The 15327-nt window shown below is 34.2% G+C and carries 14 protein-coding genes; 10 read left to right on the top strand and 4 right to left on the bottom strand.

Annotation, left to right across the window (positions count from 1 at the left end):
* Positions 1-30: 30 nt before the first annotated feature.
* Both FN960_RS13420 and FN960_RS13425 read right to left on the bottom strand, forming a co-directional pair.
* Complete coding sequence (locus tag FN960_RS13420; RefSeq protein WP_143849249.1) at positions 31-1011, bottom strand: PLP-dependent cysteine synthase family protein; 981 nt, start codon at positions 1009-1011, stop codon at positions 31-33.
* A gap of 278 nt (positions 1012-1289) precedes the next feature.
* Positions 1290-1697, bottom strand: coding sequence for a DUF3592 domain-containing protein (locus FN960_RS13425; RefSeq protein ID WP_185971034.1), 408 nt, complete (start codon positions 1695-1697; stop codon positions 1290-1292).
* A gap of 270 nt (positions 1698-1967) precedes the next feature.
* Between FN960_RS13425 and FN960_RS13430 the strand changes: the two genes are divergently transcribed.
* Positions 1968-2459, top strand: coding sequence for a hypothetical protein (locus FN960_RS13430; RefSeq protein ID WP_143849251.1), 492 nt, complete (start codon positions 1968-1970; stop codon positions 2457-2459).
* 274 nt (positions 2460-2733) lie between these two features.
* Here the strand turns inward: FN960_RS13430 and FN960_RS13435 are convergent, their stop codons facing one another.
* Positions 2734-3084, bottom strand: coding sequence for a hypothetical protein (locus tag FN960_RS13435; protein WP_143849252.1), 351 nt, complete (start codon positions 3082-3084; stop codon positions 2734-2736).
* 148 nt (positions 3085-3232) lie between these two features.
* Between FN960_RS13435 and FN960_RS13440 the strand changes: the two genes are divergently transcribed.
* The 5 genes from FN960_RS13440 (at position 3233) to FN960_RS13460 (ending at position 8959) form a co-directional block, all read left to right on the top strand.
* Complete coding sequence (locus FN960_RS13440; RefSeq protein WP_143849253.1) at positions 3233-3640, top strand: RDD family protein; 408 nt, start codon at positions 3233-3235, stop codon at positions 3638-3640.
* Positions 3641-3850: 210 nt separating this feature from the next.
* Entirely contained in the window at positions 3851-5497 is a 1647-nt protein-coding gene (locus FN960_RS13445; protein ID WP_185971035.1) for an ABC transporter ATP-binding protein, read from the top strand.
* Positions 5498-5776: 279 nt separating this feature from the next.
* Positions 5777-6076, top strand: a complete 300-nt coding sequence (locus tag FN960_RS13450) for an ABC transporter ATP-binding protein (protein ID WP_143849255.1) — start codon at positions 5777-5779, stop codon at positions 6074-6076.
* A 50-nt stretch (positions 6077-6126) separates the two neighbouring features.
* Positions 6127-7866 carry an ABC transporter ATP-binding protein gene (locus FN960_RS13455; protein ID WP_143849256.1) on the top strand — a complete coding sequence of 580 codons (1740 nt, stop codon included), beginning with the start codon at positions 6127-6129 and terminating at the stop codon, positions 7864-7866.
* Between the two features lie 139 nt (positions 7867-8005).
* On the top strand, positions 8006-8959 hold the full coding sequence (locus FN960_RS13460; protein WP_143849257.1) for an Ltp family lipoprotein: 954 nt from the start codon (positions 8006-8008) through the stop codon (positions 8957-8959).
* A 213-nt stretch (positions 8960-9172) separates the two neighbouring features.
* Here FN960_RS13460 and FN960_RS13465 read toward each other — a convergent pair whose 3' ends face one another.
* Positions 9173-9631: a PaaX family transcriptional regulator C-terminal domain-containing protein gene (locus tag FN960_RS13465; protein WP_143849258.1), complete on the bottom strand. Its 459-nt coding sequence runs from the start codon at positions 9629-9631 to the stop codon at positions 9173-9175.
* Positions 9632-9808: 177 nt separating this feature from the next.
* On the opposite strand from FN960_RS13465, the gene FN960_RS13470 reads away from it, so the two are divergent.
* The 4 genes from FN960_RS13470 to FN960_RS13485 all read left to right on the top strand — a co-directional run bounded on the left by FN960_RS13470 (position 9809) and on the right by FN960_RS13485 (position 15317).
* The gene (locus FN960_RS13470) at positions 9809-11554 is read left to right on the top strand and encodes a glycoside hydrolase family 13 protein (protein ID WP_143849259.1); all 1746 of its coding nucleotides are present in this window, start codon (positions 9809-9811) and stop codon (positions 11552-11554) included.
* A gap of 107 nt (positions 11555-11661) precedes the next feature.
* Positions 11662-13029 (top strand): sugar ABC transporter substrate-binding protein, encoded by a 1368-nt coding sequence (locus FN960_RS13475; RefSeq protein ID WP_260682002.1) that lies wholly within the window; start codon positions 11662-11664, stop codon positions 13027-13029.
* Positions 13030-13095: 66 nt separating this feature from the next.
* Positions 13096-14481 (top strand): carbohydrate ABC transporter permease, encoded by a 1386-nt coding sequence (locus FN960_RS13480; RefSeq protein ID WP_143849260.1) that lies wholly within the window; start codon positions 13096-13098, stop codon positions 14479-14481.
* Positions 14481-15317, top strand: a complete 837-nt coding sequence (locus FN960_RS13485) for a sugar ABC transporter permease (protein WP_143849400.1) — start codon at positions 14481-14483, stop codon at positions 15315-15317. Before FN960_RS13480 ends, FN960_RS13485 begins: the two co-directional genes overlap by 1 nt.
* Positions 15318-15327 lie beyond the last annotated feature (10 nt).

A 15327-nucleotide genomic window follows, 5' to 3' on the forward strand; every position in this document is an offset into this window, starting at 1 on the left:
AACATTAGTTAATTATACCTTGAGTTTTTATCATTCATCATATTCTAAGATATCCCATAAATCAGTACTCAAGTATTTTGTACCTGAATCAGGAATGATAATTAAGATGATTTTTCCTTTTAATTCGCTTTTTAATAATTTGAGTGCAGCTGCAGCATTTGCCCCTCCAGAATACCCTGCAAAGATACACTCCTCAGAGGCCAGTAATCGTGTAGATTCGATGGCTTCTTTGTCACTCACTTTAATAAAATCACTTATGATCTCTTTATTCTCATCAATAAATTTTAGTGGTACATGATACCCACCACCTTGGATAATATGAGTACCAGCCGTACTTTCTATAGAGTTATAAAATGCCGCATTTACTGGCTCAACACCAAAGCATTGGATAGGAGGAAACGCTTTTTTTAAAGCATTGGATACACCAATAAATGACCCTTCTGTCCCCATAAAATCAACGAACGCATCAATTTTAGTATCTCCTAATTGTGTAATGATTTCGGGTCCGAGACGAGTCTCACCTGTCGTCACGCTGCCAGGGTTGTTGAATTGATCAATTTTGAATGCATTATACTTTCTTGTTAACTCTTTCGTTTTTTCTTCAACAAGCTCTAAATCTTTACCCGTCACTTTTCCCTTTTGGGAATCTGGATGTTGATCAACAAGTACTACCTTAGCACCAAAAGCTTGCATCACTTGCGCCCGTTCAATGGAATTTCCTTTAGACATCACAGCAATAAAGGGATATTTTTTTAGATTACACACAATGGCAAGCCCAGTACCCATACTACCGCTTGTCAATTCAATAATAGGTTGTCCTTTTTCTAGCAAACCTTTCTCTTCAGCACTTTCGATCATTTCAAGTGCTATTCGATCTTTTTTACTTAAACCTGGTGAGAAATACTCTAATTTCGCAAATATATTTCCTTCCACATGCTTTGTAAATTGGTTCAGTCTTACTAATGGTGTTGAACCTATAGAGTTTAGTACACTTTCTGCTATTTGTAGCATATATATTCCTCCTATGTCATCAGTAATATTAACAATAATGATAGTGTTCTAAAGGTTTATAAACACAATGAACATTCGAGAATGATAAATTAGTTTGGGAGTAAGTAGAAATAAAATTTGATTAAACATTAAACTGTTTTAAATGAGTATTTGGCCATAATCATTCCATACGATGTATATAAAATATTAAATATACTCATTTAGGCTTCCAAACTAGCTTCGCTAATAATTTTATGTTTAAGCAAATGACCATTTACGTGTTACTCTCTTTGAAAACGTTAGAAAGCGATATTAAAATAAATTACGGAGAAAAAAAAGATATAAAGAGAAATCATAATACTGGCAATCAAAAGTAAAAGATTACCGTTAAATATAAAATGGTCGATCACTATTTTTTGGGGGTTTTTTGGGTTGTAGTACACATCCACCTTACGTCCTACGCGAAATGCCGGTTGAAGAGAAACTCTTGAAGTAACTTCCAACGTTTGGTTACTGTCCGTAGAAAACTGAATGGTTGGAGCGAATCCTCTTTGGCCGCTCACATGATTGTTTCTAATAATCTCACCCTCAGCCCACACCCAACGTTTTTTACGAAGCTTTATAATAATATTTATTAAGGTAAGTATAAGTGCAGGTACCCCAGTAATAATTGAAAAAGCCATGGCCACCACTTGTGCATCTGACATAATCATTCCCCCTCCTGATGTCATTTATTACTAAGTATAACTCATACACTCATTATTTTTGAGAAAGTCATTAATGTTTTCTATCTTGTTTCATATAATTCTTATTATAGTGTTTAGTAATTCTGCAATTGGGAATAGAGATGTGTATAAAAATTAATAAATCAGTTATACTGTCTAGTAATAAAATAAGTTTTATCTAGGAGGAGCCTGTCACCATGGGATAACTATGCCCATATGGTAACAGGCTCTTTTTGTGTAGGGAGGAAAAAAATGAATGTTAATGTACAATGTTTGGCTCTAAAAAGAGCTCATGGCTACCCGCTAACCCATTTAAAAGAACACATTAAATATATAGGACAGCACAATCCCGATTCATTTTACAACAAAGACGATGATAACGTCGCTAGAACATCCTTTCTCATATCATTAAATAAACAGCCAACAAAAGGAAATGATTGCGGGTACAAATTAATTGTTACATTCTCTTCTGAAGTATCGTTTATGAACGAATGCTATGTAAAACAAGTAATCAGATCTAGTATTAAAGAGTTTGAATCTACAGTGAAGTCAACAATAGATTGGATAGCAATTAATCATTTTCACAGAAGTAATGAGGAAGCTCATAGTCATATCATTATTAGAGGATATTCTGCTGGGCTGAAGGTTACGTTGCAATCATATCATTGGAAGGTGTTAGAAAAGTTATTTAAGTCAAATTTTGATAAAGCACGTAAAAGTCATGATCTAAAAATAGGAGTATAAAACGAACTTTACAAGACATTCTTATTTATAGAAAGGTGGTGGGGGGGCAGTGAAGTATAAAAAATTGGTTGGAGCTTTAATATTAGTTGTCCTCATAGCTGTATTACTTTTTAACTTAGCGATTTATAATGAAAATTATTAAAAAATATATGAGTTATAGGGACCTTGAAAACCCTGTTAATATAATAACATACCTTCTGAAGTAACCTGTCACCAAGGAATAAATATGCCTTGGTGACGGGCTTTTTTCTTGTGCGTAGCTTTTTTAAGTAAATTAATCTGCAAAGAGTTCGATGTCATCAATAGAGTCACGTGACTCTGAAAATGCTGCGGAAGCTTTTACCTTATCATCTTCATAAACAAAGTAATGATAGTCACCTTTAACTCCGTTTAAATCAAAATACACCTCAACAAAATACGGATAATTCTTAGCATTACGATTATATATAGAATTCATATGAACATTTAACATGCGTGAGGCGCCATCCTGATCAAAATGTTCCTGTACCCCTTGCTTCATCTGATAATGAATGTAAGGATTTCCATTTAAAAATAAATAGGTGGATAAGCTAATTATTGATATTGTTGCCCCAACTATGATTAAGAGTAGCTTTTTATTGTTCAATGCTGTACCTCCTAATTATGGTGGTAAGAATTTATTTTCTCATAGTTCAAAGGTGCTCTCAACCTACCTCCCTTATATATTTTTAATATATAATCTTATCATGAAGCGTGATCGCTTAAACTAAAAATATTGGAGGGGTGATGAAAGAATGGAGCATAGACCAGCGGGATTTTGGATAAGAGTGGCAGCAGCATTAATAGATATTATTATTATCTCCATGGCGGGTCAAGTTCTTTCATATATTTTCGATGAACCTCATAGGAATATAGACAATTCTGCATCAGCTAATACCTTTGCATTCATTTATATCGTTGTTTGTATTATTTATTTAACCGCAAGTAAGTATAAAGGAACACCAGGAAAACTCATATTAGGACTGCAAGTCTTAACAGTGGATCATGAGAGAATCGGTATAGGTCGCTCCATAGGTCGTTTCTTTGCCTATTACCTTTCGCTTATATTCTTCTATATAGGTTTTATTATGGTGGCATTTACAGATGAGAAAAAAGGATTACATGATATGATTTGTGGAACTCGAGTTGTATATCGAAAATAGATGAATCTTAAATCTCTGAAATAGAGGAAACTAAGAAGTACCAAGGCTTTTTGAGCCCTGGTGCTTTTTTTATATTGAAACCTAGAATTCATCATGCTAAGGAGATGTATATAGTCAGGTTAAACTTGATTTTGGTTGTGTATATAATAAAAGATCACTAGAAAATAATGTATAAAAATATCTTTAATTATGGGGGAACTCCTATACAAAATGACGTTATTAAAAAGTATAGTAAGCAAGGTAAAAGTCTCGTTTCTACTATTAATGGTATTAACGCTGCTGCAGACGGGTCTATCCTTTGGCATTCCCTGGATAAATAAAATCCTTATTGACGAGATATTAATTGGAAATCAGTTTCAGTTAATATTTTTTGTCGTATGTGCCTATCTACTGTTTTCAATTATGAGTGTCATACTATATATGTTAGTACCAAGAAAAAGTGTATTTCTAAATGAAACCATTACCCTTATGTTAAGGAATGCATTAACGCGGGGAGTCCTCTATAGTAATGTAGGATTTAGTAGTTCATCTAATAAAGGAAACATAGTGAATATTTATAGTGGTGACATACCGAATATCTCATCATTAATTACCCGCACATTAAAAGATTTAATAGAACACTCTTTAACTTTGGTCGTCATCGTTTCTGTCCTGCTCTTCATTGACTATAGAATTGGCTTGTTATCTTTAGTTAGCATGCCATTTTATCTACTATTGCCCATGTTATTTAGAAATAAGGTTGCGCAATCAAGTAAAAATGTTCAAGAGAAGCAATCAGAAATACATTCTATTATCCATGAAGGTTTGAATGGTTTAAAGCAAATTAAAATTTTTAATAAACACGAATATTTTATTAACAGGTCAAAGGATGTATTTGAAAGTATTGTGCCGCTTAAACTTAAACATGTCTTTTTCTCCACAGCTTCAAATGCCACGTTACTTATTTACTGGATTAGTATGCTAGCTGTGTTTTGGATTGGTGGAAGTCGAGTCGTAGCTGGAGATTTAAGCATCGGACTATTGCTTATATTGGTTAATTATATGGACAGAGTTGAATGGCCGATCACAAGGATCTCTCAAATCATTACCGAGTACAATTCAGGAAAGGTATCCATTAAACGCTTTGAAAAATATACCACAGTAAAAAAGGAAACAGAGCCTACACATGTAAAAGATATAGCTGTGATAAATAAGATCTCTATGAATGATATCTGCTTCAAATATCCAACTAGCTCTGCTAACACATTTGCTGAATTAAATTGGAATATATCCAGTGGTCAACGAATTGGAATAATAGGTGAAAGTGGGATAGGGAAATCAACATTCATCCATTTAATCGTTGGTTTTTTAGAACCGGATAAAGGGAGTATTTATTTTAATAATATCTCCTCTAAAGAATTATCTGTAAAAAGTATTAGAGAGCAAATTGCGTATATATCTCAAGAGAACTACTTATTTGAAGTAAGTATCAAGGAAAATATCTCCTTTGGATCAAACAAAGAACATTCACTAGAAGAAGTAATGAACGCAGCTAAGATGGCAGGGGCTCATAGCTTTATTGATGAATTAGAGAATAAATATGATTCTATATATGGTAAGGATGACACGGAATTGTCTACTGGCCAAAAGCAAAGAATAGCCTTAAGTAGAGTATTTTTGAAGAACCCAAGTGTAATCATCCTAGATGAACCTACATCAAATTTAGATAATCAAACAACAGAGTTTGTGATAGATTCCTTAATTAACTATTGTGGTGACAGGAAAATGTTAATAGTGGTAACTCATGATTTGCATACATTACGAAGGTTTGATTCAATTCTCACTTTAGAAGATGGGGAATTTAAATTAGTTAGGTGATATCTATTTTCTGTATTTTTATGTAATGGCAAGTCACTTTATAACAAAGTAAATGGTAAATTACTTATTCGGGAAAAGACATAGCCGTTATGAGTTCTCAAAAAAACAAAACAACCATATACATTGCTACTGAATATTACTAGATTACTTGGATTGCTATGGAATGAGAATAAGTTCATGCATGTATCTTATTTGGTGTGATCTTGCTTCTCGGACTGCGGCAAATCTAGATTCAATGTTAGGACCTACATTTGGTGGAATTGATTTATCTGGGGGGCAGTGGCAAAAAGTGGCTACAACAAGAGGTTTTTTAAACCAAGCCCACTAACCATATTAGATGAACCGACTGCTTCCTTAGATTCGTTCTCTGAAAAAAATCTATATGATCTATTTAAAGAAATGACTGAAGACACCACCGCTATTTTAATCTCTCATAGATTGGGAATGGCGAGTTGGGCAGATAGAATTATTGTTATGGAGGATGGAGAAATGATCGAAGTAGGGACACACAATGAGCTTTTACAATTAGATAAGAAGTATGCAAGCTTAATAAAATTGCAAAAAGAGTATTATTGTTAGTTGCTTTCAAACATTTTTAAAATACAGGCTCATCAGAAGGAGTAGATTAATTGGGTGAGACTAGAAAGATTATAATTAGTACATTAAAACGTAATAAGTATATTCTTTTCATCATTCTATTGTTCAATTTTCTAGCTTCACTGTCCTTCATGCTACAGCCAATAGCGTTTCAACGACTATTCGACGAATCTCTCCCCGATCAGAATCTAAGTCAATCAATTCTGTTAGTCATTGTCATTGTATTCATTCCGGTTATCTTTGCTTTATTTAATAGCGCTACGATTTACTTTAATAACTCATTAGGAAATAGATTAGCAAAAGAGTTGAGGATGAGAACGTTTGAACGTATATTGTATGCCAAACTACCAGAGATAGACAAGATAGGTAAAGGAGAAACGATTAATCGGATAACGCAGCAAATTGGGCAATTATGTACGGTCTTTATTGTGAATACCTTCATGACGTTTGTGACAAATGCAATCATGTTGGTTGTTACCATTGGGATCATGTTTACACTGAGTATTCCTTTAACGATGTCTTCTCTCATCGCTTTTCCTTTATTAATGATCTTGATGAGAAAATTCAGGTCAAAGACAGGAGAATTAGAATCTCATTATTATAAAGTGTTAGATAAGGGACTAGTTTATTTAAATGACTTTTTTAGAAATATTAAAACGGTCCACATTTTTAATGGACAACAGAAAGAGAAAGAAACATGGTCAACTTGGAATGATGATGTAACTGAGATTAATAAAAAATCAGCAGTGTTTCATGAGACATATTTGAATTTTATGTCGGACATTATTGTTTCTATTATGATGGGGATTGTGTACGTGTACAGCTTATATTTAGTATTCTCAGGTGAATTAACCATTGGAACGATATTAGCTTTCATCGTCATATTGCCTAGGTTATTTTCAATTTTAAAAGTATTATTTACGACTAATATTGATATGGAGAGGATGAATATAATTGAAAGGAATATAGATGAAGTATTGAATATTGAATGCATTGAAAGTGGATCTGAAACGATGATTGGCTCTATAACCCCACGTATCACCATGCAAAATGTACGCTTCTATTACGAAAACAATAACGCTGCAGGTTTAAAAAATATAGATTTAACGATTGAACCTGGTTCTTTAGTTGGCATTGTAGGAGTAAGTGGTTCAGGTAAATCCACTATCTTTGAATTGCTGCATCGACATATTGAGCCATTGAAAGGTTCAATTACTTTAAATGGGACCCCAATTGAAAATCTTGACATTCACCATTTAAGAGAAATAATAAATTACACTCCACAAGCACATGTATTATGGAACGAGACCATCATGGATAATATTATTTATCCGTTAAAGGAAGCTGAGTTAAGTCAGTCAGATTGGAATCTCTTTAAAGAAATAACAGTAAAAACACAGGTAGATCCATTCGTGAAAAGATTACCTGCTCAATACGACACCGTTATAAAAAATAACGGAAATAATTTGTCAGGCGGAGAAATCCAACGAATCATACTAGCAAGAACGTTTATGCATAAATCAAGCATATTGTTACTGGATGAATTTACTTCCGCACTAGATGCCATGACAGAAAGTGAATTAAATAAGCTAATTATGGAGTATAAAGGTGCAAAGACGATCATTATCATTGCCCATCGAATATCAACAATCAAACGTGCAGATGAAATCATTGTCTTTGAAGATGGAGAGGTATGTGAAAAAGGGACTATGGAGGATTTACTGGCCTTAAAAGGGGTTTTTTATAAGCTTTATGAGCAGCAAAAAATCTAACAAGAGTTTTATAAAGTTTGGGAATAATGATCATTATTTGGTAAAAATATTAATATAAATGGTATAATAGTATGAAAAGATAGCAAAGGCTTTCTTACATAAGGATCATTCAAAAAACGAGATAAGGGGGGATTTAGTAGTGGTGTTCTTCTTACTATTTCTAATGTTTGCGGCTTTTTCAAGTATGTTAGTTTTTTTTATCTTCGCCTTTGTGGAAGATAAATCAAAAAGAGTTAGAAACTTTGTTAAGTCAGGTATTAGTTTGTTTACATTGATTGTAATTTCATTTTTAACAGTTGTAGTGATGATTGTAGACATGAGTGATGAGGAAGCTCCAGTTTCTCAAGAAGCAACGGCTAAAGTTTCATCAGAAGAAGATCAAGAAACTGATGAGAAGGAAGACGAAGAAAAAAAAGCTGATGAACAACCAAAGCAAGAGAAAAAAGTAAATGAAGATGAAGAGAAGAAAAAGCAGGAAGAAGAAGTTAAAAAAGCTGAGGAACAAGCAAAGAAAGAACAAGAAGAAAAAGAGGCTGAAGAAAAGAAAAAGCAGGAAGAGGAAGCTAAGAAAGTCGAAGAACAAAAAGCGAAAGCGGCTAAGGAAGAAGAAGCAAAGAAAGAAGAGGAAGAGCAGAAAGCGAAAGAAGCTACAGAGACCAGCTTAACGGTTTCTCAAGGTCAAGCTATTTCTATGGCTGAAGATTATCTTAATTATACGGCATTCTCTAAACCAGGTTTGGTTGAACAATTAGTGTTTGAGGGATTCAGCCAAGACGAAGCATCTTTTGCTGTAGAAAGTGTTTCGGTTGATTGGCAGGGGCAGGCTGACGATATGGCACAGAACTACCTTGACTACACGGCATTCTCTAAATCAGGTTTAGTTGAACAATTAGTGTTTGAGGGGTTTGGTCAAAATGAAGCATCCTCTGCTGTAGAGAGTGTTTCCGTTGATTGGCAAGAACAAGCCGTTCAGATGGCTCAAAACTATCTTGACTACACCTCTTTCTCAAGACAAGGTCTAATTGATCAATTGATCTTTGAAGGATTTAGTTCAGAACACGCGAAGTACGCTGCAGATCAAATTGGTTTATAATTAATAGGTTAGATTAGGGAGTAGGTATCTTTGCTACTCTCTTTTTGTTTATTCCTCCCGCCGCTTTTGAGTGGTTCGCGCCGATAAGGGATCTCCTCCCGCCGCTTTTGAGTGGTTCGCGCCGATAAGGGATCTCCTCCCGCCGCTTTCGAGTGGATCGTGCCGATTCGGGTTCTCCTCCCGCCGCTCCACCTCTCATCTTATCCATTGAGATTAGATTGTTTTAAAAAGCGATGTTAGCTTGTTTAACTGGTGTTCAATGGAATCCAAGACATCTCCGCCTATCCAGTTTCCTGGCAAGAAATCAGGAGGTAGCATGGGGTCATTATTTATCAATTCTTCTTTAACGATTGTAAGCCTTAGATAATGCGATAATAGCAATTGATAATCAACGTTTGAGGTGTTAATGAGCTTAATGATATCATGTTTACTTTTGTCTACTACTTTAGATTTATCTTTATACATCAATGATATATTATCTAAGTCCCATACTCTTCTAGCTGCATTCGCCCCTGAAAATCCTTCATAACTAATTTTGTTAAAAAGAAATTCTTCACTTTGGATAATGGTTATATACTCTTCTATTTCTAAAGTGTCAATTTCGTCGATAATCCTATCACTTATATTCCAAGGGTAAACATAAACATTATTATATAGATGACCAAATCCCAAATTTATTAATAAAGTAACTCCTATATAACAATAACAAATAAAAATCTTTTAAAAAGATAGATTGACAACAAAAATGATGTATTATACTATTTGGTTAACCGGTTAAATGAAAGCGCTTAAATATAATATTGATGGTTAGTAGCTAGACAATAACATCAAGACTATTGGAGGGAATTTATGATTAAAGAAGCAATTTATCATAGGCCGAAAGATAATTTTGCATATGCCTATGATAAAGAAACACTACATATTCGTTTAAGATCAAAGAAAGGCGATCTAACAAAAGTTTCATTAATTTATGGTGACCCTTATGAATGGAATGACGAAGGGTGGAAAAACTCTAAAAAAACAATGACGTTAGAAGGAACTGATGAACTATTTGATATTTGGTTTGTAGAAGTGAAACCTAAATATAAACGAATGCGTTATGGCTTTGAAATAAAATCTAATGAGAATTTTTTAATATATGGAGAAGATGGTTTTATCGAGAAAGACCCTAAAAATGCTCATTTTTACTTCTGTTTCCCTTTTTTAAACGAAAATGATGTGTTTAACGCTCCAGCTTGGGTGAAAGATACAATTTGGTATCAAATATTCCCTGAAAGATTTGCTAATGGAAACCCACTGTTGAATCCTAAAAATACAATTCCTTGGGGGAGCACAGAACCACAATTTGATACTTTTTTTGGTGGCGACTTAGAGGGAATCATAAACAATATTGGTCATTTGACTGAGTTAGGTGTTAACGGAATTTATTTAACTCCTATTTTTAAAGCTAAATCAAATCATAAATATGACACGATTGATTATATGGAAATAGACCCGCAATTTGGAGATAAAAAAACATTTAAAAAGCTCATTGAAGTTTGTCATGAGAATAATATTCGTGTCATGCTAGATGCTGTATTTAATCATAGTGGATTTTATTTTGAACCCTTTCAACATGTTCTGGAATATCAAGAAAAATCTAAATATAGAGATTGGTTTCATCTTAGAGATATTAAAGTAAAGGCCTTACCTGAAGCCAACTACGATACGTTTGCATTCACACATCTTATGCCTAAATTAAATACTGAAAACGAAGAATTAAAAAAATATTTACTTGAAGTAGGTAAATATTGGGTTGAAGAATTTGATATTGATGGATGGCGTCTAGATGTAGCAAATGAAGTCGATCATCAATTTTGGAGAGACTTTAGAAAGACCGTTAAATCAGTAAAACCAGATGCCTATATACTTGGGGAAGTTTGGCACGATTCTATGCCATGGCTGCAAGGAGATCAATTTGATGCCGTAATGAATTATCCTTTTACACAAGCGGTAGTAGAGTATATCGCTAAAGATGAAATAAATTCAGAAGTATTCAAACATAAATTGATTAAACTACTATCTAACTACCCGAAAAATGTAAATGAATATAATTTCAATTTGTTAGGAAGTCATGATACTCCTAGAATATTAACTTTATGTCAGGATAATAAAGATAAATTAAAATTACTTTTTCTTTTGCAATTCTCTTTTATTGGATCACCTTGTATCTATTATGGTGATGAAATAGGGTTAACCGGTGAAGGGGATCCAAGTTGTCGAAAATGTATGGTCTGGGATAAAGACGCTCAGGATACTGATTTGTTTACTTTTCTAAAAAAATTAATAGATTTAAGAAAAAGATACTCTGCTTTTGGGGCTAATGGCCAGTTTGAGGTTATTGAATCTGCTAAAGAAACAAACCATATTATGTATTCTAAAAAAACAGTGGAAGAACAGATCATCATAACTATAAATAATTCTAATAGTGCATTAAAAGTACATTTGCCATTTGATATTTCAAAAAATGAATCAATGAATCTATGGGACAATAAGCCACAGAAAATCTCGGAAATTGAAATAGAGCCTCTTAGTTTTTCAATAATAAAACTTTAATATGCTGATGCCTAGAAAAATCATGAAGACGTATGACTAGTTAACCGGTTAACAAAAAAGGGGGTGCAAAAGCGCTAGAGAGAGGACGCAAAAGAGAGATTATTTAGTTGTTATTAAACTGGATGCAGCTTTTGCAGGACAAGAATTTCATTCTTTATTCAAATATAAATGAAGGGTCTGTGATGATGATGAAGAGAAAGCTTAGTACAGTTGGGTCTTTTGTAATGATAGGAGCAATGCTAGCTGCTTGTTCAGGACCACCACAAAGTGCACCACCTGAAACCACTCCAGCAAGTGGAGAAAATATGGACGATATTGAAATTATACCTGAAGAAGGTGCAGAACTAGTCGTGTGGGGGAACGGTGATGAGCATGGGGAGTGGGCAGAATATGTTGCTGAAAAGTTTACAGAGGAATATGGCATTCCAGTAATTTTAGAAGAGGTGAGCCATACTGAGGCACCGGGAATTTTACAGACTGATGGACCAGCAGGACTGGGAGCGGATGTTTTTACAGCACCTCATGATCATGTAGGAAATATGGATGCTGCAGGCTTACTTATTGAAAATTTCTTTCCTGAGTATTATAAAGAAAATTTTATGGATGCAGCGATATTAGGGACATCACTCGATGATACGTTATTTGGATACCCGTATGCAGTAGAGAACACAGCACTTTATTACAATAAAGATTTAGTAGACAGCGCACCAGAAACCTTTGAAGAGCTTTTAGAATTATCGAAGGATTTTACTGATACTAGATCAGACCACTATGGAATCATGTTTCCGCCAGATGATTTCTATTTTGTTTATGCGTTTCTAGGTGGATACGGGGGATATGTGTTTGGAAATGATAACACTGATCCTTCAGAAATTGGATTAAATAATGAAGGCTCCGTTCAAGCAGGTGAATTTTTGCGCGAAGTAAAAGAAGCAAGTTTGCCTCTTAATTCAGAGGATATTACATCTGATATTATTGGGACCTTATTTAATGAGGATCAAGTCATGTTTAGGATATCTGGACCTTGGGATGTAGCACCTCATACAGAAGCAGGAGTTAACTTTGGGGTAGCACCGTTTCCAACATTAAGTAATGGAGAATATCCCACTAATTTTTCAGGCATTATTTCTTATTTTGTAAATGCCTATACTGATTACCCGGATGCTGCTGCTCTTTATGCGCAGTTCGCGACAAGTGAGGAGATGCTTGAGAAACGCTTTGAGATGACAAGTCAATTACCTCCGCATACAGCATTACTAGAAAGTGAGGTTGTTTTATCAGATCCTATCTTATCAGGCTTTTTAGAACAGGCACAATATAGTCAACCTATGCCAAATATTTCCGAAATGGAAGTTGTTTGGGGGCCGATGGCAGATGCATTAACAAGCATCTGGAATACAGATCGTGATATTCAAGAGATTTTAGATAGTTCAGTTAATCAAATTGAAGAATCCATAGAAGCACAAAATAATTAACTAAAAAGAAATTCCCAAGTTCAAATACGTTAACTTGGGAATCGCTTTATTGGGAGGTAAAGGGAAATGTCTACCCCGGTTGTAGAAAAAAAGAATAATAAATCGTTCCTTGAATTAATTAAAACAAATGCTTTTAGAGCAGCTATTCTATCCACCGTATTTATGGGTTTTGGACAGTTTTACAACCGGCAATTTGTAAAAGGTCTGCTCTATTCCATTGGTTGGTTAGTAACCCTAGTTTTTTATAGTCAACCTTTCCTGTGGGCGATGTGGGGTCTTCGAACATTAGGAGAAACTCCGCAAATTCGAGAACGGGGTAGGGTTGTTTTTGAGGGGCATCATTCTATCTTCTTAATGATAGAAGGAATTATTGCTCTCTTAATAGCTGTTATTATTTTGTGTATCTATATTTCTAGTGTACGTGACGCTTATAAAGTAGGAAAAAAAAGAGATAGTGGTTTAGTACCTTATACCTTTAAACAATCTCTACAAAACAGTTGGCAGAATGGATTTGCCTATATTCTTTTAACTCCAACCATTTTCTTTACATTATTTTTAACGGTACTTCCATTAATCTTTTCAATTATGATTGCATTTACTAACTATTCCGCACCGAACTATTTGCCCCCAAGAAATTTAGTAGACTGGGTTGGATTTCAAACATTTATTAATTTATTTAATATGGAATCATGGAGTAGAACGTTTTACGGTGTTTTCACTTGGACAATTATTTGGGCCGTAGCCTCAACGTTTACAACATTTTTTCTAGGTTTTTTCTATGCGGTTTTAATTGAAACAAAAGGTGTCAGATTTAAAAAAATGTGGCGCAGTATTTTTATCTTACCTTGGGCAATCCCTGCATTCGTTATGATTCTAATTATGCGAAATATATTTAATGGCCAATTTGGTCCAATAAATAAATACATTAATAATCTAATTGATCATTATCCATTTTTAGCAGAATGGGGGCTTAGTGCCATTCCGTTTTTTTCGGATCCAACATGGGCAAAACTCACATTAATTGGAGTTAACATGTGGTTTGGATTCCCTTTTTGGATGATTTTAATGTCAGGGGTCATGACTGGAATTGATAAGGAACAGTATGAGGCAGCCGAAATAGATGGAGCTAATGCTTGGCAAAAGTTTCGCAGAATTACTTTTCCTATTGTGATGTTCTCAACGTCTCCATTATTAATTATGAGTTTTGCAAACAATTTTAATAATTTTAATATGATCTATCTTTTTACAGAGGGCCGGCCGTCGAATACAGACTATAATTTTGCAGGATCAACAGATATTCTAATTAGTTGGATGTATAAAATGACTTTAGAAAATAGCCAATTTGCAGTCGCCTCGGCAGTTGGTTTGTTAATCTTTATTGTTGTAGCGATTTTCTCTGTTTGGAACTTCAGTAAAACTAGAGCATTTAAAGAAGAGGATATGATGCGATGATGAATAAAAAGAAGAGAAATTTGAAGAGGCTCTCTATTATATATGGAATTTTAGTGTTAACAAGCATATTTATTTTGTTTCCTGTTTACTTTGTTATTATTGGCTCGCTAAATCCAGGAAATACACTGCATGCCACAAGTTTATTTCCTAATAATTTATCTCTTCGTCACTTTAGCTATCTTTTTACAGAAACTGATTATGCACGTTGGTATTTAAATACGTTAAAAATAGCTTTCTGGAATATGATTATTTCAACATTTTTAATTTTAACTTCAGCATATGCATTCTCACGCTTTCGTTTTACTGGAAGAAGAGCAGGATTGATGACAATTTTGGTGCTACAAATGTTCCCGAGTTTTATGGCCATGATTGCCATATACATTTTGTTACTACAAATGAATTTATTAGATAATCATTTAGGACTCATTTTAGTATATGCAGGTGGTTCTATTCCATTTGGTGCATGGCTTGTAAAGGGATATTTTGACGGGATGCCAAGGAGTTTAGAGGAAGCAGCAACAATTGATGGAGCAGGTCATTTAACCATCTTTTGGAAAATTATGATGCCATTATCGATTCCAATTGTGGTTTTTATTGCTGTTACTAATTTTATTGGGCCTTGGATGGACTTTATTCTAGCAAGATTAGTACTTAGATCTGATAACAATAAAACGCTAGCAGTGGGTTTATTTGAGATGGTAACTGGTCGTGGAAATACAGAATTTACTACTTTTGCAGCTGGTGCAGTACTCGTTGCTATTCCTATAACGATTTTGTTTATGTTGCTTCAGAAACCTTTAACAGAAGGGTTAAGAGCAGGTGCAAATAAAGGATAAGAACTGACTT

Source organism: Alkalicoccobacillus porphyridii (genome assembly GCF_007293315.1).
In the GTDB taxonomy this organism is placed as follows: domain Bacteria; phylum Bacillota; class Bacilli; order Bacillales; family Bacillaceae_D; genus Alkalicoccobacillus; species Alkalicoccobacillus porphyridii.